The organism is Pseudomonas sp. Root329 (assembly GCF_001424925.1).
Classification (GTDB): Bacteria; Pseudomonadota; Gammaproteobacteria; order Pseudomonadales; family Pseudomonadaceae; genus Aquipseudomonas; species Aquipseudomonas arabinosi.
This window is the reverse complement of record NZ_LMCV01000039.1, coordinates 1-24,978: the sequence shown is the minus strand read 5'-3', so window position 1 is coordinate 24,978 and position 24,978 is coordinate 1. Positions and strand designations below refer to the sequence as shown.

At 60.3% G+C, this 24,978-nt stretch carries 20 protein-coding genes and 1 pseudogene; 10 read left to right on the top strand and 11 right to left on the bottom strand.

Going from position 1 to position 24,978, the window contains the following annotated elements:
* Nucleotides 1–186: 186 nt before the first annotated feature.
* From ASC74_RS25215 to edd, 11 genes are all read right to left on the bottom strand, one after another.
* Nucleotides 187–1,041, bottom strand: a complete 855-nt coding sequence (locus ASC74_RS25215; RefSeq protein WP_056744986.1) for a D-hexose-6-phosphate mutarotase — start codon at nt 1,039–1,041, stop codon at nt 187–189.
* A gap of 108 nt (nt 1,042–1,149) precedes the next feature.
* Nucleotides 1,150–2,496, bottom strand: coding sequence for a carbohydrate porin (locus tag ASC74_RS25210; RefSeq protein WP_056744984.1), 1,347 nt, complete (start codon nt 2,494–2,496; stop codon nt 1,150–1,152).
* Between the two features lie 91 nt (nt 2,497–2,587).
* Nucleotides 2,588–3,748: an ABC transporter ATP-binding protein gene (locus ASC74_RS25205; protein WP_056744982.1), complete on the bottom strand. Its 1,161-nt coding sequence runs from the start codon at nt 3,746–3,748 to the stop codon at nt 2,588–2,590.
* A 2-nt stretch (nt 3,749–3,750) separates the two neighbouring features.
* Entirely contained in the window at nt 3,751–4,596 is an 846-nt protein-coding gene (locus ASC74_RS25200) for a carbohydrate ABC transporter permease (RefSeq protein ID WP_056744981.1), read from the bottom strand.
* Nucleotides 4,589–5,497 carry a carbohydrate ABC transporter permease gene (locus ASC74_RS25195; RefSeq protein ID WP_046056150.1) on the bottom strand — a complete coding sequence of 303 codons (909 nt, stop codon included), beginning with the start codon at nt 5,495–5,497 and terminating at the stop codon, nt 4,589–4,591. The genes ASC74_RS25200 and ASC74_RS25195 overlap by 8 nt, the downstream gene beginning before the upstream one ends.
* Nucleotides 5,498–5,645: 148 nt before the next feature.
* Nucleotides 5,646–6,947: an ABC transporter substrate-binding protein gene (locus tag ASC74_RS25190; RefSeq protein ID WP_056744979.1), complete on the bottom strand. Its 1,302-nt coding sequence runs from the start codon at nt 6,945–6,947 to the stop codon at nt 5,646–5,648.
* Between the two features lie 117 nt (nt 6,948–7,064).
* Entirely contained in the window at nt 7,065–8,324 is a 1,260-nt protein-coding gene (locus tag ASC74_RS25185) for a D-mannose isomerase (RefSeq protein WP_056744976.1), read from the bottom strand.
* 226 nt (nt 8,325–8,550) lie between these two features.
* Nucleotides 8,551–10,020, bottom strand: coding sequence for an ATP-binding protein (locus tag ASC74_RS25180; RefSeq protein ID WP_056744974.1), 1,470 nt, complete (start codon nt 10,018–10,020; stop codon nt 8,551–8,553).
* Nucleotides 10,010–10,741 (bottom strand): response regulator, encoded by a 732-nt coding sequence (locus ASC74_RS25175; protein ID WP_008155851.1) that lies wholly within the window; start codon nt 10,739–10,741, stop codon nt 10,010–10,012. The genes ASC74_RS25180 and ASC74_RS25175 overlap by 11 nt, the downstream gene beginning before the upstream one ends.
* Before the next feature lie 205 nt (nt 10,742–10,946).
* Nucleotides 10,947–11,897 carry a glucokinase gene (locus tag ASC74_RS25170; RefSeq protein WP_056744972.1) on the bottom strand — a complete coding sequence of 317 codons (951 nt, stop codon included), beginning with the start codon at nt 11,895–11,897 and terminating at the stop codon, nt 10,947–10,949.
* The gene (gene edd, locus ASC74_RS25165; protein ID WP_008155848.1) at nt 11,894–13,720 is read right to left on the bottom strand and encodes a phosphogluconate dehydratase; all 1,827 of its coding nucleotides are present in this window, start codon (nt 13,718–13,720) and stop codon (nt 11,894–11,896) included. The genes ASC74_RS25170 and edd overlap by 4 nt, the downstream gene beginning before the upstream one ends.
* 220 nt (nt 13,721–13,940) lie before the next feature.
* Between edd and gap the strand changes: the two genes are divergently transcribed.
* The 10 genes and pseudogenes from gap to ASC74_RS25120 all read left to right on the top strand — a co-directional run bounded on the left by gap (nt 13,941) and on the right by ASC74_RS25120 (nt 24,870).
* Nucleotides 13,941–14,942, top strand: a complete 1,002-nt coding sequence (gene gap / locus ASC74_RS25160) for a type I glyceraldehyde-3-phosphate dehydrogenase (RefSeq protein WP_056744970.1) — start codon at nt 13,941–13,943, stop codon at nt 14,940–14,942.
* A 29-nt stretch (nt 14,943–14,971) separates the two neighbouring features.
* Nucleotides 14,972–15,436 carry a methylglyoxal synthase gene (locus ASC74_RS25155; protein ID WP_008155845.1) on the top strand — a complete coding sequence of 155 codons (465 nt, stop codon included), beginning with the start codon at nt 14,972–14,974 and terminating at the stop codon, nt 15,434–15,436.
* 90 nt (nt 15,437–15,526) lie between these two features.
* A complete protein-coding gene (locus ASC74_RS25150) occupies nt 15,527–16,045 on the top strand; it encodes an RNA polymerase sigma factor (RefSeq protein WP_056744969.1) in 519 nt (172 codons plus the stop codon).
* 123 nt (nt 16,046–16,168) lie between these two features.
* Nucleotides 16,169–17,134: a FecR family protein gene (locus tag ASC74_RS25145; RefSeq protein ID WP_056744967.1), complete on the top strand. Its 966-nt coding sequence runs from the start codon at nt 16,169–16,171 to the stop codon at nt 17,132–17,134.
* Nucleotides 17,135–17,256: 122 nt separating this feature from the next.
* Nucleotides 17,257–19,821 carry a TonB-dependent receptor gene (locus tag ASC74_RS25140; protein WP_056744966.1) on the top strand — a complete coding sequence of 855 codons (2,565 nt, stop codon included), beginning with the start codon at nt 17,257–17,259 and terminating at the stop codon, nt 19,819–19,821.
* Nucleotides 19,822–19,934: 113 nt separating this feature from the next.
* Nucleotides 19,935–20,543, top strand: coding sequence for a biliverdin-producing heme oxygenase (locus ASC74_RS25135; protein WP_056744964.1), 609 nt, complete (start codon nt 19,935–19,937; stop codon nt 20,541–20,543).
* A gap of 111 nt (nt 20,544–20,654) precedes the next feature.
* Complete coding sequence (locus ASC74_RS25130; RefSeq protein ID WP_056744962.1) at nt 20,655–21,050, top strand: YbaN family protein; 396 nt, start codon at nt 20,655–20,657, stop codon at nt 21,048–21,050.
* Nucleotides 21,051–21,228: 178 nt separating this feature from the next.
* Nucleotides 21,229–22,509, top strand: a pseudogene (locus tag ASC74_RS32770) (PDC sensor domain-containing protein); the annotation flags it as partial.
* 102 nt (nt 22,510–22,611) lie between these two features.
* Nucleotides 22,612–23,367 carry a methyl-accepting chemotaxis protein gene (locus ASC74_RS32765; RefSeq protein ID WP_442965802.1) on the top strand — a complete coding sequence of 252 codons (756 nt, stop codon included), beginning with the start codon at nt 22,612–22,614 and terminating at the stop codon, nt 23,365–23,367.
* Nucleotides 23,368–23,538: 171 nt separating this feature from the next.
* Nucleotides 23,539–24,870, top strand: a complete 1,332-nt coding sequence (locus ASC74_RS25120) for a CoA transferase (RefSeq protein WP_056744958.1) — start codon at nt 23,539–23,541, stop codon at nt 24,868–24,870.
* The last annotated feature ends 108 nt before the right edge of the window (nt 24,871–24,978 follow it).

Here is a 24,978-nt window from a genome sequence, read left to right as displayed (position 1 = left end):
GCAATAGCTACTTTGTTCATGGCAACGGTCTCCGGTGAGCCCCCTGTGAAAGCTTAGTGGGCGATCACAGAGGGCAGCGGGGGTAGCCATTTCATTATTCGACCGCATTCTTTCTGGAGGAACTGGGTTAAATGTGGGAGCGGGCTTGCTCGCGAAAGGGCCAGCTGCAACACCGCAAATCTTGAGCTAAACCCCAACCCGCGCCTGCAAACTCAAATGTGCCCTCTCCCCCGGTGCCAGACTCAGGCTATCGGTCCCGCCGCTCGCGGCTTCCACACACACAAACTCCGAAATCTCGTTCCAGCTCACCCCCAGCAACGGCCGTGAGCCCGGATGCCAAACCACCGTGTCCGCATGGTCACCGGTATCGATGCACAACTCGCGCTGCCAGGCGTGGTCCTTGAGCTGTAATTCGCCGTCGTGCTGGAACACCCGCTGACAGCCACCCTCCACCCGCAACTCACCTTCCTGATGACAAATCTGACGGTTCAACTGGTCGTAACCCTGCGCCCCGTCGAGGCCAGACAGCGCTACCTCACCGACGTCACCAATACGCCAATACGCATGCAACGCCTGACTCAATTGGCACGGCAGGCTGTCCTGATGCTCGGTACTCAGGCGCAAATCCATGCGCTCGCCCAAGTGCGCGTGCAGGTCCACTTGCCAGTCGCACAACTGAAGTTGCCAATGCAGACGCACGCCATCGTCATCAGCGCTGCTGTCCAGCAGTTTCCAGTCGATCAGCCGTGCCCAGCCATGGGAAGGCCAGGCGTTTTCACTCGGATGACGGCCATACCACGGCCAGCACACCGGAACGCCACCACGAATCGCGCCGACCTGCGGCCACTTCGCCGCGCACCAGAGCCAGGGTTTCTGCCCCTTTGGCTGGAAGTGCAGCAACTGCGCACCCTGCCGACTGAACACCGCCTGACACAGCGGATGGTCGATCACCAGCACGTCGCGCTTCTGATAGCGCTCCCACGCAAACACCGGACGTTCGCGCAAGGATTTGAAGAAGCGTTGTAGCGGATGCTCATGCATGTGCCACGGTCCTGAAAATCACCCGGGGTGCGCAGCCCCCAAAAAAAAGCGGACAGCCAAGGCTGTCCGCAAAAATGCGCACATGGAGAGGAGCTTATCGCAACAACGTTAGAACACCGACTGAATTTTCAGGCCGGCGACCAGCGCGTTGTCGACTTCATCAACACCACCCGGGTGAGTGATGTATTGCAGGTTAGGACGCACGGTCAGCCAGTTGGTAACGTGGAAGCCGTAGTTGATCTCGTAGTTGTACTCGGTGGTACGCAGTGGCGAGAACAGCGGATCCTCGTATTCGGTGACACCATTGGCGGCGTTGACCAGCTCGGCGTTTTTCTTCACGTCATCGTTGACATGGATACGGGCGAAACCGATACCGACGTCATCTTTTGGACGTGCATCGAACGGGCCTTTGTACACAAACATCAGCGACTGGTAGTTGTCGACGAAGTTGGTGTCCTTGTCGTGGAACGTGGCGTTGGCCGAAACGGTCAGACCGCGGCTCTTGTCACCGTTATGGTCGGTCAGCTGTTGCTGCGCCACGAACCAGTAACCGTGTTTGCTATCGTGGCTGCGATAGGCGTTACGGCTGGTTGCTGCATCATTGCCGTTTTCATCTTTGCGGACGTCATCGGCATTGGCCGTGCTTTTGTAGTAACCGACACGGTATTCGCCCGGCAGGTTATTAGGGTTCGGCGACCAGACCAGTTCGACTGGCAGCACGGTACCTGCGGTACCACTGCCGCTCAGCTTGAAGCCGTTACCGTGCTCCAGTTGCGACGGGTTCTGGTTGTACGCGCCGATCTGCGCATAGAACTCAGGAGAGATGTTGTACTTCACGCGGACCGCAGCCTGCATGACCGGCCAGTTGTACCAGATGTTGGTCGCCCAGTTGCCCGCTTGGGAACCGCAGAATGCCAGGTTCTGGAACTCGCACGGGAAGGTGTTGAAGTCTTCGCCTTCGCCGAAGTAACCGGCCTTGACGTCCAGTTTGCCGTCGAGGAACTGGTGCTTGATCCACAATTGGGTCAGACGGACCATATGGCCACGACCGTAGACTTCCTGGGACGAACTCAAGGTGCCGGCACGCGGGTCGCCGACACGGTCATTGGAGATGTTCTGACCATTACGGTTGGTGAACTGGATCTTGGCCTGGGTGTTATCCCAGCCCCACAGCTTTTGCAGGTCCAGCGCCACGCCCAGGCCAAACTGGTCGGCGTAACGCGCGGTCTTGTCATCATTAAACCCGCCGTGGAGGTTGCCACCCACTTCACCGACGTAGTCCATCTTGATGTCGATACCCTGCTCGATCAGCTTGGTCCGCTCGCCACCCCAATCACCGGTCATCCATTCGGAATCGGCGCTGAACGCGTCAGCCGCGTGCACGCTACCGGCCAACATCATTGCCGCAATGGCTGACAACTGGCAGATAAGCTGAGCGTTGTTCTTCTTCTTCATCCCTACATCCTCGTTTTATTGTTATTAACTGTTTTTATTTAACGCGGTGACATCCCCTGTGGGAGCAAGCTTGCTCCCACATTTTTGATCTTCAGCGGCCTTTGAACTGCGCCACATTGGCACTGTGAGTCTCGGTTTTTGGCTGACCGGCCACCCCCAGGCGCTCCCCGGTCTTGGCATCGAACAACAGCACTTTCGATGGATCGAATTGCAGGGTCAGGGTCTCGCCCACGGCCGGTGCAACGTCCGGCGCCAGACGGCAGCAGACTTTGGTTTCGTTGAGATTGACGAACACCAGGGTGTCGGGACCGGTCGGCTCGGTGACCTGGACTTCGGCGCGAATGATCGGCAAACCATTCGGCTCGCTGCCCGCCAAAACGATCTGCTCAGGGCGCATGCCGAGGATCACTTCGCGGTCTTCAAGACCGGCGTCCTGCATGCCCAACGGCAATTCGCAGCGCGCCTGACCGCTGTCGAGCAGCGCCACCAGACGACCGTCCTTGCGTTGCAAACGCAGGGGGATGAAGTTCATCGGCGGCGAACCGATGAAGCTCGCCACGAACAGGTTGGCCGGGTTGTTGTAGATGTCTTTCGGCGTACCGAATTGCTGAATGATCCCGTCCTTCATCACCGCCACTTTGTCGCCCAGGGTCATGGCTTCGATCTGGTCGTGGGTCACGTAGACCGTGGTGGTTTTCAGGCGCTGGTGCATCAGTTTCATTTCGGTGCGCATCTCGACGCGCAGCTTGGCGTCGAGGTTGGACAGCGGTTCGTCGAACAGGTAAATCTTCGGCCGCCGCGCCAGGGCACGGCCCATCGCCACGCGCTGTTGCTGGCCACCGGAGAGCTGGCCGGGTTTGCGGTTGAGCAAGTGTTCGATCTGCAGCAGCTTGGACACCCGCGCCACTTCCGCTTCAATGTCGGCGGCGGGCATTTTGCGGATCTTCAAGCCAAAGGCGATGTTCTCGCGCACGCTCATGGTCGGGTACAGCGCGTAGGACTGGAACACCATGGCGATGTCCCGGTCTTTCGGGCTCATGCCGCTGACGTCCTGGTCACCGATCATGATCGCGCCACCGGTGATGGTCTCCAGACCGGCAATGCAATTCATCAGGGTCGATTTTCCGCAACCCGAAGGTCCGACCAGGATCAGGAACTCACCGTCCTTGATCGACAGTTCGATGTTCTTGAGGGTGTCCGGCAGGCCGGGGCCATAGGTCTTGTTTACATTGCGAAGTTCGAGCGTAGCCATAATTACCCCTTGACTGCGCCGGCCGTCAGCCCGCGCACGAAATACTTGCCTGCGACCACATAGACCAGCAGGGTCGGCAGCCCGGCGATCATCGCCGCCGCCATATCAACGTTGTATTCCTTGGCCCCGGTACTGGTGTTGACCAAGTTGTTCAACGCCACCGTAATGGGTTGCGAGTCACCGCTGGAGAACACCACGCCGAACAGGAAGTCGTTCCAGATCTGGGTGAACTGCCAGATCAGGCAGACCATGATGATCGGGGTGGACATCGGCAGGATGATCAAGCGGAAGATGGTGAAGAAACCCGCGCCATCGAGCCGCGCCGCCTTCACCAGCGCATCGGGAACGCTGACGTAGTAGTTACGGAAGAACAGCGTGGTGAACGCCAGGCCGTAGACCACGTGCACGAACACCAGGCCCGTGGTGGTGCTCGCCAGACCCATCTTGCCGAGGGTGAACGAGGCCGGCAGCAGGACGGTCTGGAACGGCAGGAAGCAACCGAACAGCAGCAGGCCGAAGAACAACTGCGAACCGCGAAAGCGCCACATCGACAGCACATAGCCGTTCAGTGCACCGATGGCGGTGGAGATCAAAACCGCCGGGACGGTGATCTTGATCGAATTCCAGAAGTACCCGTCAACCGTGGTCCAGGCCTTGACCCAGCCAATGCCGCTGACCACGGTCGGCCAGCTCAGCAGGTTGCCGGAGTTGATGTCTTCCGGCGTCTTGAAACTGGTCAACAGCATGACCACCAGCGGTATCAGGTAAAGGAATACGGCAAGGATCAGCACGCCGTAGATCGCGATGCGACTCAGGCTGATGGAAGGTTTGGCAGCGAAACTAGTCATGACGCTTGGTCCTCAGCTCGGAGTACAGGTAAGGCACGATGATTGCGAGAATCGCACCGAGCATCAGAATCGCACTGGCCGAGCCCATGCCCATCTGGCCGCGACTGAAGGTGAAGGAATACATGAACATCGCAGGCAAGTCGGAGGAGTAACCCGGGCCACCGGCGGTCATTGCTGCCACCAGGTCGAAACTCTTGATCGCGATGTGGGCCAGGATCATGACCGCACTGAAGAACACCGGACGCAGGCTGGGCAACACCACTTTCAGGTAAATCCGCGGCATGCTTGCGCCATCGATCTGGGCGGCACGGATGATCGATTGATCAACGCCACGCAGGCCGGCGAGGAACATCGCCATGATAAAGCCCGAGGCTTGCCATACCGCAGCGATCACCAGGCAGTACACCACGCGGTCCGGGTCAATCAGCCAGTCCAGGCGAAAGCCTTCCCAGCCCCAGTCACGCAACAATTTGTCCAGGCCCATGCCCGGGTTGAGCAGCCACTTCCAGGCGGTACCGGTGACGATCATCGAGAGCGCCATCGGGTACAGGTAAATGGTGCGAATGAAACCTTCGCGACGAATGCGCTGATCAAGAAACACCGCCAGCAGCACACCGATCACCAGGGTGATACCGATGAACATGCCGCCGAAAACCGCCAGGTTCTTGCTCGCTACCCACCAACGGTCGTTGTCGAATAGCCGCTCGTATTGCGCCAGGCCCGCCCATTTGTAGGTCGGCAGGAAGGTCGACGTGGTGAACGACAAGACGAACGTCCACAGGATATAGCCATAGAAGCCGACCAGGACGATGAACATGCTGGGCGCCAGCACCAGTTTGGGGAGCCAGCGCTGCAGTGCATCGAACGGTGAGGCCTTGCTGAACACAGCAACAGAACTCATGGGAAGATCCCGTACGTGAGGAAAAATTACTTTGGAAATGCACCCCTTGTAGGAGTGAGCCTGCTCGCGATAGCGATGTATCAGTTGATACATCCAGAGTCTGACCATCAGCTATCGCGAGCAGGCTCACTCCTACAGGGGCCAAGCATTACTTGGCAGCTTTGATGGCCGTGCCGAGCTGCTTGGCGGCAACGGCAGGATCGGCTTTCGGATCGTTGATGAAGTTGGTTACGACATCAAAGAACGCACCTTGTACCGCCAGCGTGGTCGCCATGTTGTGCGCCATACTCGGCTGCAGGCCGCCGGACTTGGCGTCTGCCAGGAAGTCCTTGGCAGCGGTCTGGGCGCAAGAGTCGAAACCGTACTTGCCCATGTCGTTCAGCATGTCGATTCGAACCGGGATCGAGCCCTTGTTGATGCTGAAGACTTTCTGGAAGTTTTCACCCAGCACGATCTTGGCAATGTCCTGCTGTGCGGCAGCAGTGCCCTTGTCTTTCTGCTTGAACACGGCCAGGGAGTCGATGTTGTAGGTGAAGGCCTTGTCGGTGCCCGGGAAGGCTACGCACTCGTAGTCCTTGCCGGCGACTTTCTTGGCCGCTGTCCACTCGCTCTTGGCCCAGTCACCCATGATCTGCATGCCGGCCTTGCCGTTGATGACCTTGGCGGCTTCCAGGTTCCAGTCCTGGCCTTTGCCGTCGGCGTCCATGTAGGTCGCGACTTTCTTCAGCTCGGTCAGCGCCTTGACCATCTCAGGACCGGTCAGTGCAGCGTTGTCCAGGTCGACCAGGGCTTTCTTGTAGCCGTCGACGCCCATGACCGAAAGGACCACCGCTTCGAACACGGTGCTGTCCTGCCAAGGCTGGCCGCCGTGGGCAAGCGCAATGAAGCCCGCAGCCTTGAGCTTGTCACCGGCCGCGTAGAATTCCTGAAGGGTGGTTGGCGCTTTTTCGATGCCGGCTTTCTTGAAGACTTCCGGGTTGATCCACAGCCAGTTGACGCGGTGAATGTTCACCGGCACAGCCACGTAGTCACCCTCGTACTTCACCGTATCGGAGACTTTCTTGTCGAGCAGGCTGTCCCACTTCTCTGTTTTGGCGGCGTCTTTCAAGACGTCGGTGTCGAGCAGACCGGTAGACGCCCATTCCTGGATGTCCGGGCCTTTGATCTGCGCTACGCCCGGCGGGTTACCGGCAACGGCGCGGCTTTTGAGTACGGTCATGGCCGTAGCGCCGCCGCCACCGGCGACTGCGCCGTCCTTCCAGATGAAACCGTCTTTTTCGACTTGGGCCTTAAGAACATCAACAGCAGCTTTTTCGCCACCGGACGTCCACCAGTGAACGACTTCCACCGAACCTTTGGAATCGGCAGCAAGCGTACTCAGCGGGAATGCAGACAGGGGAAGCAGTGAGGCGAGAGAAATGACAGTAGCGAGGCGAGAAATCGCATTCATCTAGTAGTACCTTTCTTGTTGTTATGCATGCAAGTCTGGTGCTTGCGCTGCATAGGATTCTAAACAGGAGTGATCCCTTCGCAGGTAACGAAGGGACGTTCGAATGTCACCACATGGTTACACAGGAGCGCTCTGGGATAACTGTGCCAGGGCAGTCGCCATGCTTGGCGCCAGAGGCAATCGCGGGATCAATACGGCTTGCCAAGCGTGATAAAGATCAGGTTTACCCGCCCAGATATCGGCGCTCGGGCGGTTCTGCGGATCGAGTTCGTGATGCCAGCCACCACTTTCGCGGTCGATGAAATGGCTGTCGCAAAATTCCCAAAATAGTCGGTACCAGCGTTCGTATTGCGCATCGCCTGTGCGTTTAAGCAGCGCACTGGCGGCAGCGCTGGCTTCGCAATGGGTCCAGTGCAGGCGATGGCGAACCACGGCGCGATTGTCCCAGTCGAGGGTGTAGACAATCCCCGGCGCCCCGTCGACATCCCAGCCGTGTCGGCAGTTGTGGTCGAAGAGTTTTTGCGCGTCGGTGGCGAGCCAACCCGGCGTGAGCATCCCGGCCTTAACCCGCGCCGCTTCGAGATGCAGCATCAACCGGGCCCATTCGAAACCGTGGCCCGGCGTGGTGCCGTAGGGGCGAAAACCATCGGCCGGGTTGTCGTGGTTGTAGTCGCGAAGCGGCTGCCAGTCGCGGTCGAAATGCTCGACCACCAGGTAATCGTTGGCAGCGGCGTGACCGTGGATGACGCGCTCGACGATGCGCTGGGCGCGGCACAGCCAGCGGTTATCGTCGGTGACATCGGCCAACGCGAGAAAGGCTTCGGTGGCGTGCATGTTGCTGTTGGCGCCGCGATAGGCTTCCTTTACGCTCCAGTCGCGGTTGAAGGATTCGCGCATCGCGCCCTCCTCGTCGCTCCAGAAATGTGTGTCGATGATGTCGATGGCATCGTCGAGCAAGGCCTGTGCGCCGGGACGCTGAGCGACGACCGCAGAACTGGCGGCCAAGGCAACGAAGGCGTGCAGGTAAGCGGCTTTATCGGTGTTGCCGTCGCGATGCTCGGGGGCAGCGAACCAGCCACCGTGTTCGGCGTCACGCAATGGGCCGCTGAGGGCTTTGATGCCGTGATCCACCAGCTCGGCGAAACCCGGCAAGCCCTGAATATGGGCCATGGCGAAGCTGTGGGTCATGCGCGCGGTGTTCATGGTTTCGGCGTGGGCGTTGGCCGGGAGGCAGCCCTTTTCATCGAGATTGCCGAAGCCTTCGGGAAGCTTTGAAGCCTTGGCAAACGCCAGCAGGCGCAGGCCTTCGGCGGCGAGCCATTGCTGATGGGCGCGTGCGTTCAGCCAACTGCTGAACGCGGGTTGGAAGGTGTCCATGGGGTGCCTTTTTTGTTGTTATGACTGGGGGCAGTCTAAACAACGGGCGGTGGTGGGCTTGTAACGAAGGGGGCGAGTTATGTCACCGCCTTGTGACATTCGCCTAGAGGAATGTGTTGAATGGTCTGACGTCTTCGCGAGCAGGCTCGCTCCCACAGTGGTTCTGCGTCGTACACAAATCCAATGTGGGAGCGAGCCTGCTCGCGATGGGCGCGACGCGTTCTAACTAATCAACACTACGAGGCAAGTGCAACGTCACCCTTAACCCGCCTTCACGCAGGTTTTGTAGGCTGACTTCGCCGCCATGGCTATGCGCAATATTTCGCGCAATCCCCAACCCCAATCCATAACCCTGCTGCTGCCCGGCCAGGCGGAAGTGCGGCTCGAACACCTGCTCCATCCGCTGTTCCGGCACGCCTGGCCCCTCATCGTCCACATGCAGGATGAACGCACTCTGGTCGTCATCTATGTGCAAATGCGCTTTCTGCCCATACTTCAAGGCATTGTCGATCAGGTTGCCGATACAACGCTTGAGCGCCAGCGGCTTCCCCGGATACGCCGCCAGAGCACGCCCTTGCTGAGTAACGCGACCATTGCCGTTGGGCGCCAGATACGGTTCAACCAGACAATCAAGCACGTGGTTGAGGTCCACCGGTTCGATGTTTTCGTGGATGTCGGTGTCTTTCACGCATTGCAGCGCGCCTTTGACCAGCAGCTCCAGCTCATCCAGATCACGCCCGAACTTGGCTTGCAGCGTTTCGTCTTCGAGCAATTCAACGCGCAACCGCAAGCGGGTAATCGGCGTGCGCAAGTCATGGGAAATCGCGCTGAACAACTGGCTGCGCTCGGTCAGGTAACGGCTGATGCGTTCGCGCATCGCATTGAAGGCGCGGCCGACCTCGACCACTTCACTGCCGCCGCCCTCGGCCACGGGTTCGACTTCCGCGCCGAGGGACATGTCCCGTGCCGCCCGCGCCAAACGCTTGAGCGGCCGGCTCTGCCAGTGCACCAGAAGACCAATGAACAACAGCAAGAAGCCGCTGGTGAGGACGATGAACCAGACTTGCTGCGCCGGCAGGCCTTGTTCTTCAAGACTGGTGTAGGGCTCGGGCAACAGTGAGGCGATGTACAGCCACTCGCCCGGTGCCATCTGGATTTGCGTGACCAATACCGGCGGGTTCACCGGCTCCAGGGTCAGCGCGTAATGCGCCCAGGAGCGCGGCAATTCATCGAGTTTCAGGCCGCTATTGAAGATCCGCAGGTCTTCGGGGCTAACAAAAGTCACCGAGATATCCGTGTCCTGGCCCAAGGACTGGCGCAGCACTTCGTCCACCGCTTTGAGCACCGCTTCCTTGCGCGGGGTGATCGGCAGCACTTCCATGCCCAAGGGTTTGTCGTTGAGCGTCACCACAAAACGGGTGCCGCCCATGCTGCGCAACTGGTCGAGTACCAATGGCCGAAACGCTACCGGCAGCGAGCGGAAGTAACTGACGCTGGCGGTCATCGAATGAGCGAGACTACGGGCGCTGGTGACCAGGCCTTCCAGTTGGGTGGCGCGCAGTTGCGAGACCCAGATCACGCTCGACAGCGTCTGGGCGAACAGCACCGCCAACAGCGTCAGCAACAACATCCGCCCGAGCAGCGAACGCGGCACGGGAATCCGTGCGGCGAGCTTGCGGAAAAACTCAGTGGCCATTGCTGGCAACCACATTGGCGGCCAGTTGGTAGCCGCTGCCGCGCACGGTACGGATCAGCCGCGGTGGTTTTTCGGTGTCGCGCAGGCGCTGGCGCAAACGGCTGACGGCCATGTCGACGATGCGATCCAGCGGCATCAAATCACGACCACGGGTGGCGTTGCCGATGGTGTCGCGATCGAGAATTTCCTGAGGGTGATCGAGGAACAGTTTCAGCAGAGCGAAATCGGCGCCGGAGAGAATCACTTCTTCGCCATCGATGTGGAACAGCCGATGGCTGACCATGTCCAGCCGCCAGTCATCGAAGGCCAACACTTCACTGCCGGAACGCTCCTGCCCGAACTGCGCGCGACGCAACAGGGCTTTGATGCGCGCCTGTAATTCACGCGGGCTGAACGGTTTGCCGAGGTAGTCGTCGGCGCCCAATTCCAGACCGATGACGCGGTCGGCCTCGTCGGAGCTGGCGGTGAGCATGATGATTGGCACCTGCGCCTGACGCGGGTGCTGGCGGATCCAGCGGCAGAGGCTGAAGCCGTCTTCGTCCGGCAGCATCACGTCGAGGATCACCAGATCGCTCGGGGCCTCGTTCATCGCCTGGCGAAAACCTGCGCCGTCGGGCGTGGTACGAACCTGGAAACCGGCGCGGGTCAGGTAGGTGTCCAGCAACTCGCGTATCTCTTGATCGTCATCGACCAACAAAATCGACTTGTTGACTGAGCTCACGGGGCGGCGTCCTTGTTGTTTGAATTGGGCGGATTATGCCTTAAGCGCGGAACCAACAAACACCGCGAACTACTGTGGGAGCGGCGGTGCGACGATTCGACTTGCTCGCGAAGGGGCCATCACATCCAACATCATCGTTGACTGACATACCGCTTTTTCGAGCAAGTCGAATCGTCGCACCGCCGCTCCCACATTTGATCGCACTTCAAGCCTGCTCGAGCGCAACTCCTGCGCCAACCAGGCCAGAATACGGCGCCGTCACCAGCCACACCGGGATGCCTTTGAAGTAATCGCTCATGCAGCCCTTGTCGGCAAAGCACCGGGCAAAGCCACTTTCGATGAAGAAATCGGCGAACCGCGGAATCACCCCGCCCACGATGTACACGCCACCCCGTCCACCCGTGGTCAGCACATTGTTGCCGGCCACACGACCCAGCCAGCAGCAGAACTGCTCGAGCACTTCCAGGGCAATCGGGTCGCCGGCCAGTCCGGCCGCGGTAATCGACTCAGGGGAATCCAGCACCGGTTCATGACCGTCCACCGCACAAATTGCCCGATAGACCCGCGGCAAGCCGCTGCCGCTCAATGCCGTTTCAGCGCTGACATGGCCGATCTCATTGAAGATGTGCTGCCACAACTGAGTTTCCCGCGGACTGCTCAGCGGCAAATCGACGTGACCGCCCTCCCCCGGCAACGCGGCGAAACGACCTTCGCCCAGATCCAGCAACGTGCCAACACCGAGGCCAGTCCCCGGACCGATCACCACCGCCGGCCGCAACGGTTCCGGCGTGCCTTCGCAGACCACCCGGAACTCGTCCGGCTGCAAACGGGTCATGCCCAGCGCCATCGCCGAGAAGTCGTTGACCAGCAACAATTGATCCACCTGCAAGGTCTTGCAAAACCCCTTGCGGCTGAGTCGCCAGTGATTATTGGTGAACTTGAATTCATCGCCGCTGACGGGGCCGGCCACCGACAGGCACACCGAACCGATCGAACCCGGCGCCAGGCCAAGCCCGCTCAGGTAGAGGGCAATCGCCTCCTCCGGGCTGGCGTGGTCGGCCGTTGCCAGCACCTGGATCGATTCCAGTTGCTGGTTTTTCCACAACGCGAAACGTGCGTTGGTCCCACCGATGTCACCGACCAAAGCCAGTTTCAATTAAGCGTCTCCAGGGCAGAAGTAAAGGCGCTGGCGCCCTGCTCCGCCGAGCTGAAGGCCATGCGCATGAAACCAAACAGTTCGCGACCGCTGCCGATGTTATTGCCCAACAGGCCCTTGGCAGGCTCGCGCGCTGCGAATTCTTCGGCGTCCACCTTAAGCTCCAGGGTGCCTTTGACGCCATCGACGCGGATGATATCGCCCTCTTGCACCCGCGCCAAAGCGCCGCCCACATACGCTTCGGGGCTGACGTGAATGGCCGCCGGAATTTTCCCCGAAGCACCGGACATGCGCCCGTCGGTGACCAGCGCGACTTTGAAGCCGCGATCCTGCAGCACGCCGAGGAACGGCGTCATCTTGTGCAGCTCCGGCATGCCGTTGGAGCGCGGACCCTGGAAGCGCATCACGGCAACAAAATCCTTCTCCAGCAAACCGGCCTTGAACGCATCGGCCAAATCCTGCTGATCCTGGAACACCATGGCCGGTGCTTCGACGACCTGGTTTTCCAACGCGACGGCGGACACTTTCATCACACCGCGGCCGAGGTTGCCTTCCATCACCCGCAAGCCGCCCTCTGGCGAGAACGCGCGCGCGACTGGACGCAGGATGGTTTCGTCGAGGCTTTCGATCGGGCCTTCGCGCCAGACCAGTTCGCCGTTTTCGAGGAACGGTTCCATGGTGTAGCGGCTCAGGCCGTGGCCCAGCACCGTGTTGACGTTTTCGTGCAGCAAACCGGCTTCCAGCAGTTCGCGAATCAGGAACGACATGCCGCCCGCGGCCTGGAAGTGGTTGATGTCGGCTTTGCCGTTCGGGTAAACGTGGCTCAGGGTCGGCACCACCTCGGAGAGGTCGGCCATGTCTTGCCAGGTCAGTTGAATGCCCGCCGCCATGGCGATCGCCGGCATGTGCAAGGTGTGGTTGGTCGAGCCGCCGGTGGCGTGCAGGGCCACGATGGAGTTGACCAGCGAACGTTCGTCGACGATTTCGCCGATCGGCATGAAGTCGCCACTCTGTTTGGTCAGACGCGTGACCTGATGCGCGGCTTCGCGGGTCAGGGCATCACGCAATGGGGTGTTCGGGTTGACGAACGAGGCGCCCGGCAAGTGCAGGCCCATGACTTCCATCAGCAACTGGTTGGTGTTGGCGGTGCCGTAAAAGGTGCAAGTGCCCGGGCTGTGGTAGGACTTCATCTCCGATTCCAGCAGCTCTTCGCGACTGGCTTTGCCTTCGGCGTAGCGCTGGCGCACGTCGGCTTTCTGCTTGTTGGAAATGCCCGAGACCATCGGCCCGCCCGGTACGAAGATCGTCGGCAGATGACCGAAACGCAACGCGCCCATCATCAGGCCCGGCACGATCTTGTCGCAGATGCCGAGCATCAGCGCGCCGTCGAACATGTTGTGGGACAGCGCCACGGCGGTGGACAGCGCAATCACTTCGCGGCTCGGCAGGCTCAGTTCCATGCCCGGCTCGCCTTGGGTCACGCCATCGCACATGGCCGGGGTGCCGCCGGCGAACTGGCCGACGGAGCCGATTTCGCGCAGGGCCTTTTTGATCTGTTCAGGAAAGACTTCGTACGGCTGGTGTGCCGAGAGCATGTCGTTATAGGACGAAACAATCGCAATGTTGGCGGAGTTCATCATCCGCAGACTGTTCTTGTCGTCGGTGCCGCAACCGGCCACGCCGTGGGCGAAGTTGGCGCATTGCAGCTTGCCGCGCATGGGACCGTCGCTGGCAGCACCACGAATCAGTGCAAGGTAAGCCTCACGCGTGGCGCGGCTGCGGGCGATAAGCCGTTCGGTGACCTCAAGGACGCGGGGATGCATGTTTAGAACTCCAGGCTAACGGATGTGGCGACCTGATTGTCTATGCTGAACAAGAGCCGTTGTCGATGGGATGACAGACGGTTTTCTTGATCGGTCGGACCAGTTGATTCAGGTCACTCGTTGTAGATTGAACAAAATATTGCCATTAAAAAGGCTTGTTTTCTATTTTTATGCGAATAATCTTGTAATTCCAACAACAAAACGACGGCGGCCCTGTTAAATGACTCTTCGAATCGCAATCAATGGTTTTGGCCGAATTGGCCGTAACGTCCTGCGCGCACTGTATACCCAAGGGTATCGCCAGGATCTGCAGATCGTTGCCATCAATGACCTGGGCGACAGCGCGATGAACGCTCATCTGCTCAAGTACGACACTGTTCACGGCACGTTCGATGCCGATGTCCAACACGATCAGGAAAGCCTGACCGTCAACGGTGACCGTATTTCAGTCAGTGCCATTCGCAACCCGGCCGAGCTGCCGTGGGCTGCCGAGCAGATTGACGTCGTATTCGAATGCACCGGTTTGTTCACCGACCGCGCCAAAGCCGCCGCGCATATTACGGCCGGCGCACGCAAAGTGATCATCTCGGCCCCCGCCAAAGGCGCCGACGCTACCGTGGTGTATGGCGTTAACCACGACATTCTGCGCCAATCGCACCAGATCATTTCCAATGCTTCGTGCACCACCAACTGCCTGGCCCCGGTGGCCCAGGTGTTGCACCGCGAGCTGGGAATCGAAAGCGGCCTGATGACCACTATTCACGCCTACACCAACGATCAGCACCTGACCGACGTCTATCACGTCGATCCGTATCGTGCGCGTTCGGCCACCCAGAACATGATCCCGAGCAAAACCGGCGCGGCTGAAGCGGTCGGTCTGGTGCTGCCGGAACTGGCGGGCAAACTGACCGGCATGTCGGTACGCGTGCCGGTGATCAACGTGTCACTGGTGGACCTGACCGTGCAACTCAAACGCGAAGCGTCGGCCGATGAAGTGAACGCGCTGCTGAAAGAAGCCAGCCAGCACTCGAAGATTCTCGGTTACAACACCCTGCCGCTGGTCTCCAGCGACTTCAACCACAATCCGCTGTCGTCGATCTTTGACGCCAACCACACCAAGTCCAGCGGCAAGCTGCTCAAGGTGCTGGCCTGGTACGACAACGAATGGGGCTTCTCCAACCGCATGCTCGATAACTGCCTGGCGCTGTGCAACGCTGAATAAGCCGCCTTGAAAAAGCAGGAGCAGCACCGATGATCGGTATCAGCTTTACGCAAAAGACCATGGCAGCGCGCAAGCGTATTGCCTTGGTCGCCCATGACCACTGCAAAGTGTTTTTGCTGGACTGGGCCGAGCGGCAGAAAGACAGGCTCGCACAGCATGAACTGGTCGCCACCGGCACCACCGGGTTGTTGTTGCAACAACGCCTGGATTTGCCTGTGGAGAGCATGATCAGCGGCCCATTGGGCGGCGACCAGCAACTCGGTGCGCGAATCGCCGAGCAGCGGGTCGACATGCTGGTGTTCTTCTGGGACCCGTTCGAACCACAGCCGCACGACCCGGACATCAAGGCGTTGTTGCGCGTCGCGGCGGTCTGGAACATTCCGGTGGCCTGCAACGAATGCAGCGCCGACTACCTGCTGAGCAGCCCGATGATGGAGCAGGCGCACGAACATCGGATCCCCGATTACGCGACCTATCTGCTGGGCCGCGCCTAGCCCTTCGCAAATCAGCTTCACAAATCAATACTTGACCACTCGAGCGGATGATAAGCATTATCATTCGCTAGAAATGGATCAGGTTCTCCCGTGAGTCAATCTCGCTTCAATCACGTCTTCATCGCCCAGCGAGTCTCTCTGCTGCGCACATTGGAGCGGATGGTCAACAATCACAGCACCGCCGAAGACCTCTTGCAGGAGACCTACCTGCGAGTGACCCGGGCGCTCAGTGAGCGGGCCATCGATCACCTTGAACCCTTCGTTTTCCAGACCGCCCGCAACCTGGCGCTGGACCATTTGCGTGCGCGGCGCATTCAGTCGCGCACGATGCTCGACGACGTGCCGCTGGACGTGGTGGAAAGCATCGCCGCCCCAGCCAGCAGTGCCGAGGACGCCGCCCATGCCGAACAATTGCTTGAGCGCTTGAACGTGAGCCTCAATGAACTCAGCGCCCGTCAGCAGCAGATTTTCATCCTCAGCCGTCTGCACGGGCACAGCTATCTGGAGATCGCCGAGAAGCTTGGCGTGTCATTGAGCACGGTGCAAAAGGAGCTGAAATTGATCATGGCGATCTGCATCGGCGTGGCCGAACGGTTAAACGGCGACTGAATCTGTAGGTTTATTCTCTATGCGTGAGGATGAACTGCACTGACTATCGGGCTTTGCTACCCTGCCCCACTTTCAAGCTTCACTAAAAAAACAGCGGTGCCAAGACACTGCCGAGGAAACACCGTGACGGACACCCACCGCTCCCTTCCGCCCTCCCCGGCGCGGGACCCCGCAAGCGCGATGGACCAGGCCCTGGACTGGCTGATCGTGCTGGACAGTCCGAGCGAGGAACAAACCCGACAGTTTCACGACTGGCTCGCCGCCGATCCGTTGCATGCCGAGGCGTTCGCCAAGGCTCAGGCGATCTGGGAGGGCGCGCAGGTCGTGCAATGCGCGCAAAGCCTGGCCGCCCGGCCGCCGAAAGTGACCGTCCTGTCACGCCTGCGCCCGCACTGGAAACCCTTGACCACCGCCGCCGTGCTGATCCTCGGTTTGTTCAGCTTCAGTAATCTGCCGATTCGCCTGCAGGCTGATCACCTGACCGTGGTCGGTGAACGCCAGCGTCTGCAACTGGAGGACGGCTCGAAAGTCCTGCTCAATACCAATTCGGCGTTCTCCAGCACCATCAACGATCAACAGCGCGTGGCCCGTTTATATCAGGGCGAGGCGTTTTTCGAGGTCGCGGCCAATCGCGGCCAGCCGCTGGAAATCGACGCCGGGCCGGTCACCGCCAGCGTGCGGGACACCGCGTTTGCGGTGCGTTATCTGGACGGTGTGGCACAGGTTCGGGTGCAGCGTGGGGATGTCGACTTGCGAGCGACCCGCGATGACGCGCGAATTCGATTGTCCGCCGGAGAAAGCGTCCGCATCGGCCCCAACGGTTTCGATCGCCCCGCCAAACTCGATGCCGCCACCGACCTGGCGTGGGTCCAGGGTCGACTGGTGTTCGAAAACTGCCCGCTGAGCCAGGTGCTGGCAGAGCTGCGTCGTTACTACCCCGGCTGGATCATCAACAACAACGAGCAGTTGGCCGACATCGCCGTCACCGGCAACTACCGCCTCGACCAGCCGTTGGACGTGGTCCGTTCGCTGGCTCACATCACTTCGGCGCGACTCCAGGAATTCCCGGCGCTGGTGATTTTGAACTAAATGAGAATTATTTTTACTCGATAGCCAAACCCCGTACGTCTCGTTATAGCCAATGCAATTGATTCGCATCTACTGATTCGGATCAGCACCTATAAAGATTCGTGCGACACGGAGCGCTATCGATGTCCTCTCGCCTTACCCGCCAACCTTCTTCACCTTCTCGCGTGCTGTCGCTGCTGACCGCCGCCATCCTGATGGCCGGCAGCGCGCAGCTCTGCGCCGCCACCGCTGCCGAGCAACCGACCCGCAACATGGGTGATTACGCGTTCGCCATCCCTCAGCAGTCGCTGGTCTCGGCACTCAATGCCTTTACCGCCGTGACGGGTTGGCAGGTCGGCTTGCCGGCAGAACTGGCTGAAGGCGTGGCCTCGCCGGGCGTACGGGGTTCGCTGCCGCCAGAGAAAGCACTCGATCGCCTGTTGGTGGGGACCAACCTGAGCTATCGCAAACTGGGCACCCACAACATCGTGCTGGAGAAACGCAGCAACAGCAACGCGCTCAACCTGGACCAGGTGACCATCAGCGCCACCCGCCAGGAACAGGACGTGAACAGCGTGCCAAGCACCGTCACCGTCCACACCCGCGAAGAACTGGACCGCAACAACGTCAATAACATCAAGGATCTGGCGCGCTACGAGCCCGGTGTTTCGGTGGGCGGCGCCGGTCAACGTGCCGGTCTCACGGGCTACAACATCCGCGGCATCGACGGCGACCGCGTACTGACCCAGATCGACGGTGTGCAGGTGCCCGACAGTTTCTTCAACGGCCCTTACGCGCAGACCAACCGCAACTACGTCGACCCAGAGATCGTCAAGCGCGTCGAGATTTTGCGCGGCCCGGCATCCGTGCTTTACGGCAGCAACGCCATCGGCGGCGCGGTCAGCTACTACACGCTGGACCCGGACGACATCATCAAACCGGGCAAGGATGTCGGCGCACGCCTGAAAACCGGCTACAGCTCGGCCGACGACAGCTGGTTGACCTCCGGTACCGTGGCCGGTCGCACCGGCGACTTCGACGGCCTGTTGCACTTGAGTCAGCGCAATGGTCATGAAACAGAGTCCTACGGCGAAACCGGCGGCACCGGCCTGAACCGCACCGAGGCCAACCCCGAGGACGTGCGCACCACCAACGTGCTGGCCAAACTGGGCTGGGACTACGCCGACGATGCGCGCTTCGGCCTGACTTACGAGCACTACAAGGATGACCGCGACACCAACCAACTGAGCGCAGTGGGCGGCCCGTTCAACGCAGGACGCGGTTTCGGCTTCTATAAATCCCGTACCGGCAACGACACCGTCACCCGCGAACGCTTCGGTCTGGAACACAGCTTCGGCCTGGACAGCGTCCTGGCTGACAACATCAAGTGGACGCTGAATTACCAGATCGCCAAGACCGACCAGAGCACCGAAGAAATCTACGCGCCGTCGCGCACGGTGCTGCGCAACCGCGATACTACCTACAAGGATCGCCAATGGGTATTCGATGCCCAGGCTGACAAGTCGTTTGCCATCGCCGACACCGACCACCGTGTCACCTACGGCACGACCATCAAACAGGACAAAGTCACCGGCCTGCGCACCGGTAGCGGCAGCTGCCTGACCGTGGCCGGCGCTTGCCGGGTCATCGGTGCCGCCAGCGCCGCCGACACACTGAAACCGGCCAGCGACTTCCCGGATCCGACCATCAACAGCTACAGCCTGTTCGCCCAGGATCAGATCAGCTGGGGCAACTGGACTTTCCTGCCCGGCGCACGCTACGACTACACCGAGCTCAAGCCGCACATCACCGACGAATTCCTGGTCACCGCCGACCAAAGCGGCAACGGCGTGGTGAGTGACAAGACGAAGACCTGGCATCGTCTGTCGCCAAAATTCGGCACCACCTATAGCTTCAACGACCACTACACCTGGTATGGCCAGTACGCCGAAGGCTTCCGTACGCCGACCGCCAAGGCGCTGTACGGTCGCTTTGAAAACCTGGCCGGCGGCTATCAGGTCGCACCGAATCCCGACCTGGAACCGGAAAAGAGCAAGAGCTATGAAACCGGCCTGCGCGGCCAGTTCGAGGCAGGCACTTTCGATGTGGCGGTGTTCTACAACAAATACCGCGACTTCATCGACGAGAATGCCATCACGCCCGGCTACACCGAGACCACCTTCCAGAGCAACAACATCGCGCACGCCACCATCAAAGGCGTGGAACTCAAGGGTCGCCTGAACCTGGACAGCTTCGGCGCCCCGACCGGTCTCTACACCCAAGGTTCGGTGGCCTACCTGTATGGCCGTAACGATGACAGTGGCCAGCCGCTGAACAGCATCAACCCGCTGACTGGCGTGTTCGGCCTGGGTTACGACCAGGACCACTACGGCGCCCTATTGAGCTGGACACTGGTCAAGCGCAAGACTCGCGTCGACAGCACCAGCTTCAAAACCCCGGACGGCACCAGCACCCAGTTCAAGACCCCGGGCTATGGCGTGCTCGACCTGGCCGGCTTCTACAAGGTGACCGACGACGTAACCGTCAACGCCGGTTTGTACAACCTGACCGACAAGAAGTACTGGCAGTGGGATGACGTGCGCGGTTACGACAGCGTCGGCGAAGCCTCGGTCACTCAACCGGCCAACCTCGATCGCCTGACCCAGCCGGGTCGCAACTTCGCGATCAATCTGGTCTGGGATATCTGACCCTGCCACCTCACTGCGCAGCTTTATAGAAGTGGCGCAGTGAGGTTTTTTTACTGTCAGGCGCCTTCCTATTCGTCTCGTTACCAAGCGCCTCTTTTTCTCAAGGACTTCTCATGACCACTCAGGACACTGCTCAACGCCCTGCTCTGCGTTCGCAACGTTTGAACCAGATCACAAACGAGCCTCATACCAAGCTGGATGCCTTGGTCAAAGCCCACGCACCGTTCGAAACCCAGGCCAACTTCGCGCGTTTCGTGGTGGCTCAGTATGTGTTTCAGTCGGAACTGGTGTCGCTGTACAACGATGCCGAATTGACCGCCATCGTCCCCGACCTGCCAGCTCGCTGCCGTGCTGAAGCGGCCAAGGCTGACCTCGCTGATCTGGAAACCGAAGTTCCAGCACCCGTCGCCGGTGCGGTGAAGAATCCAACCAAAGCCGAGGCGCTGGGTTGGCTCTTCGTGTCGGAAGGTTCGAAACTTGGCGCGGCGTTCTTGATCAAGCGTGCCGTGGGTCTTGGATTAAGTGAAACCTTCGGCGCTCGTCATCTCGGTGAGCCGGCCGGTGGCCGCGCTGAAGGCTGGAAAAGTTTCGTCAAAACCCTCGACGGGCTGGAACTCAACGCACAAGAAGAAGCCGAGTTGGATAAAGGCGCTATCGACGCGTTCAACCGCTTCACCGTGTTACTGGAACAGGCTTACGCCTCCACCCCCGAACTCGCCTGAGAATACGGACCTGTGGGAGCGGGCTTGCTCGCGAAAGCGGTGTGTCAGTCAGCATCAATGTGGCCTGTCACACCGCTTTCGCGAGCAAGCCCGCTCCCACAAGGAAAGCGCATGCCTCACTCAACATCCTCAAAACTCGCCCGAATCCTTTTCGGTCTCCTGGCCTACATCAGCCTGGGCATCGGCCTGATCGCCATCGTCGTACCCGGCCTGCCGACCACCGAGTTCATCCTGCTGGCCGCCTGGGCTGCGACTAAAAGTTCGCCGCGCCTGAGCGCCTGGCTGGAAAACCATCGGCTGTTCGGTTCCATCCTGCGCAACTGGCGCAACGGCAAAATCATCGCCCGTCGAGCCAAGGTCAGCGCCACCGTCAGCATGCTGCTGTGCGCCGGGTTGATGCTGGTAATGCTCGATCATGGCTGGCCGATCTATCTGGCGGTTGCCGGCATGAGCCTGGGCAATCTGTGGATCTGGTCGCGGCCGGAATCGTTGCCGACAATTTCCTGAATTTCTGACCTTTTCAGGGCATTTTCCTGCGCAAACGTTCACCTGTTACCGTTCGTCGGCTTCGCGTTCATGCAACCTCTGCCCACGCCGATGTGCATTAAATGGCGCTGAATGGACTTGGCGAACCGGGTCGATCCCGACTCACAGCCAACACCTCATCCATTCGCGAGTTCGTCCTATGTTCGACTCTCTCTCCATCCGCCTGAAAATCGTCCTGCTGTCCGGTCTGTGCCTGCTGGGCGTTGTCGTCCTGATCGTCGGCATGAACATCTACCAGACCGATCAGAACGATGAACTGGTCAGCGCTTCCAGCAGCAAGATGCTCACTGCCAGCGTGCAGAACCTGCTCCAGGCCAAGGCCGCCGAGCAAGCAGTGCGGGTGCAGAAGACCTTCGGCGAAAACCTGCTGGTGGTGACCGCCCTGGCCGATCAGATCAAGGACATGCGCAACATGGCGACCAAGCGCTCCCTTGATGCCGGCGCCCTGCGTGAAGAGTTGAACCAGAGCCTGAAAACCGCCTTCGAGCGCAACAGCAAAGTGCTCGGCATCTGGCTGGCATTCGAGCCCAATGGCCTCGACGGCAAGGACAGCGAGTTCGCCAACGATGCGGCTCGCCAGTCCAACGAAGCCGGTCGTTTCGCCAGCTACTGGAGCCGTGCCGGCGGTGTCGGGATCAACACGATCATGGTCGAAGATGACATGACCAAAACCACCTTGAGCCTCAGCGGCACGCCCTATAACAGCTGGTACACCTGCCCTCGCGACAGCAAGCGCACCTGCCTGCTCGATCCGTATGCCGACACCGTCGCCGGCAAGGAAATGCTGATGACCACCATTTCCGTACCGCTGTTGGTCGATGGCAAATCCATCGGCGTGGTCGGTGTGGACATTGCCCTCGACGCCCTGCAAGCAGCGGCTGTCGATTCCCAGCGCGATCTGTTCAACAGCGCCGGCCACATGCTGATCGTCTCCGGCAGCGGCGTGCTCGCCGGTTACAGCGTCGACGCGAGCAAGGTCGGCAAAAGCATCGGCGACACCCTGGGCGCAGACGGCAAGGACGTCCTGCAATTGCTCAGCGGTGGGACGCCAAAAATTCTCGAACAGGGCGACCTGATCCGTGCGGTATACCCGGTCAGTCCGATTGCCGAGTCCAAGGCCTGGGGCGTGGTGATCGACCTGCCGAAACAAGTGTTGCTGGCCGACTCGGTGAAGTTGCAAGCCGTACTCGACGACGCCCAGCAAAGCGGCACGATCAAAGCCGTGTTGGTGGCGGTGATTGCCGGACTGGTCGGACTGTTGTTGATCTGGCTCACGGCGTCCGGCGTGACCCGGCCGATCAACAGCGTGGCCGAGATGCTCAAGGCGATTGCCAGCGGCGACGGCGACCTGACGCAGCGTCTGCACTACAGCAAGAAAGACGAACTGGGCGAACTGGTGAGCTGGTTCAACCGCTTCCTCGACAAGCTGCAACCGACCATCGCGCAGATCAAACAAAGCATCACTGATGCGCGCGGCACGGCCGACCAGTCTTCGGAAATCGCCCGCCAGACCAGCGAAGGCATGCAGGTGCAGTTCCGCGAAATCGACCAGGTCGCCACCGCGTCCAACGAAATGAGCGCCACCGCCCACGACGTCGCCAACAGTGCCTCGAACGCGGCGAACGCGGCCAAGGGTGCCGACCAGTCGGCCCGCGACGGCATGTCAATCATCGAACGCAGCACCCGCGACATCAATCAACTGGCCAACGAAGTCAGTAAGGCAGTGACCGAAGTCGAAGCACTGGCGGTCAACAGCGAGCAGATCGGTTCGGTGCTGGAAGTGATCCGCAGCATCGCCGAACAAACCAACCTGCTGGCGCTCAACGCGGCGATTGAAGCGGCCCGTGCCGGCGAGAGCGGTCGCGGGTTTGCGGTGGTCGCCGATGAAGTGCGCAACCTGGCCAAACGTACGCAAGATTCGGTGGAAGAAATCCGCATCGTCATCGAGCGCATCCAGACTGGTACTCGCGGCGTGGTAGCCACGATGCATTCGAGCCAGACCCAGGCCCACAGCAACGCCGGGCAGATCCAGCAAGCCGTGCAGGCCTTGAGCAAAATCAGCGACGCGGTGACGGTCATCAGCGACATGAACCTGCAAATCGCCAGCGCCGCCGAACAGCAAAGCGCCGTGGCTGAAGAGGTCAACCGCAACGTCTCGGCGATCCGTACCGTCACCGAAACCCTGACCGGCCAGGCCACCGAATCGGCGCAGATCAGCAGCCACCTCAACTCGCTGACCACCCACCAGATGAAATTGATGGATCAGTTTCGGGTTTAAACAGGCGCCACCGAACAATGTGGGAGCGGGCTTGCTCGCGAAAGCGGTACATCAGCCAACATCAATGTTGAATGTAAAGCCGCTTTCGCGAGCAAGCCCGCTCCCACAGGTTTCATGCGGCCTGTCATCTAATTTGATCTATGCTCGAGCTCTCGTTCCGGAGGGCCTTCGATGACTGATTTACTCACGTCCATTCAAGCCGCACTCGGCTTGCCTCACACCCAAGTCAAGTTCACGTCGAGCGGCGCCCTGCCCTCGGCGTTTGCCGTCACCGACCTGGCATGCGCCAGCATTGCCGCTGCCGGCCAGGCTGTCAGCGAATGGTTGCAGCAACAAACCGGTCGCTTACCCAGCCTTGAGGTCGATCGGCGCCTGGCCTCTTTCTGGTTCGCCACGTCAATCCGCCCGGTCGGCTGGAGCGTCCCGCCGCTGTGGGATCCGGTCGCCGGTGACTACGCGACCAAAGACGGATGGATCCGCCTGCACACCAACGCGCCCCATCACCGCGCCGCTGCCGAAACCGTTCTTGGTGCCTGTGCCGACCGTGCAGCGATGGCAAGCAAGGTTGCTCAATGGGCCAAAAGCGATCTGGAGCAGGCCGTGGTCGATGCCGGTGGCTGCGCCGCCGAGATGCGTAGCTGGGCACAATGGCAGGCGCACCCTCAAGGTCAGGCGGTGAACGCCGAGCCGCTGATTCAATTTGCTGAAAACAACCGTCAGAACGCGAAACCGTGGCAAGGCTCGGTGGCGCAACCACTGGCCGGGATCAAGGTGCTGGATTTGACCCGAGTGCTCGCCGGCCCCATCGCCAGCCGTTTCCTGGCAGGCCTCGGCGCCGACGTTTTGCGCATCGACCCACCGACCTGGAACGAACCCGGCGTGGTGCCGGAAGTCACTCTGGGCAAACGCTGCACACGCCTGGACCTGCACGACAAGACTGATCGCGCCGTGTTCGAAAGCCTGCTCAAGGACGCTGACATTCTGCTCCACGGCTACCGCGCCGACGCACTGGAACGCCTCGGTTACGGTGTCGCCGAACGCCAGAAACTGGCGCCCGGCCTGATCGACGTCAGCCTCAATGCTTACGGTTGGAGCGGCCCGTGGCAGAACCGCCGCGGCTTCGACAGCCTGGTGCAAATGAGCAGCGGAATCGCCGACGCCGGTATGCAATGGAAGCGCGCGGACAAGCCGACGCCATTGCCCTTGCAAGCGCTCGATCACGCCACCGGGTATTTGATGGCGGCCAGTGCGATTCGATTGTTGGGGCGTAGTGGATCGGCGCGGTTGTCATTGGTGCGTACAGCGAAGTTGCTGATTGAAAACGGTGCGGGAACAGATGAGCCGTTGCGGGCGGAGGATGACAACGATCAAGGGCTGTTGGTTGAGCAGACGCCCTGGGGACCGGCGCATCGACTTCATGTGCCACTGAAGATTACGGGGACGCCGTTGCAGTGGGCTCTTGCGGCCAGCGAACTGGGTTCCCATCGCGCGCAGTGGTGGTGACTGTCCGATAGCCTTCGCGAGCAAGCCCGCTCCCACATCTATGGTTACCCCCTTTTCTGCAATACTGTTTTTGATGCGTGTTTGGCTTGCTTTCATCTATCCGGCGTC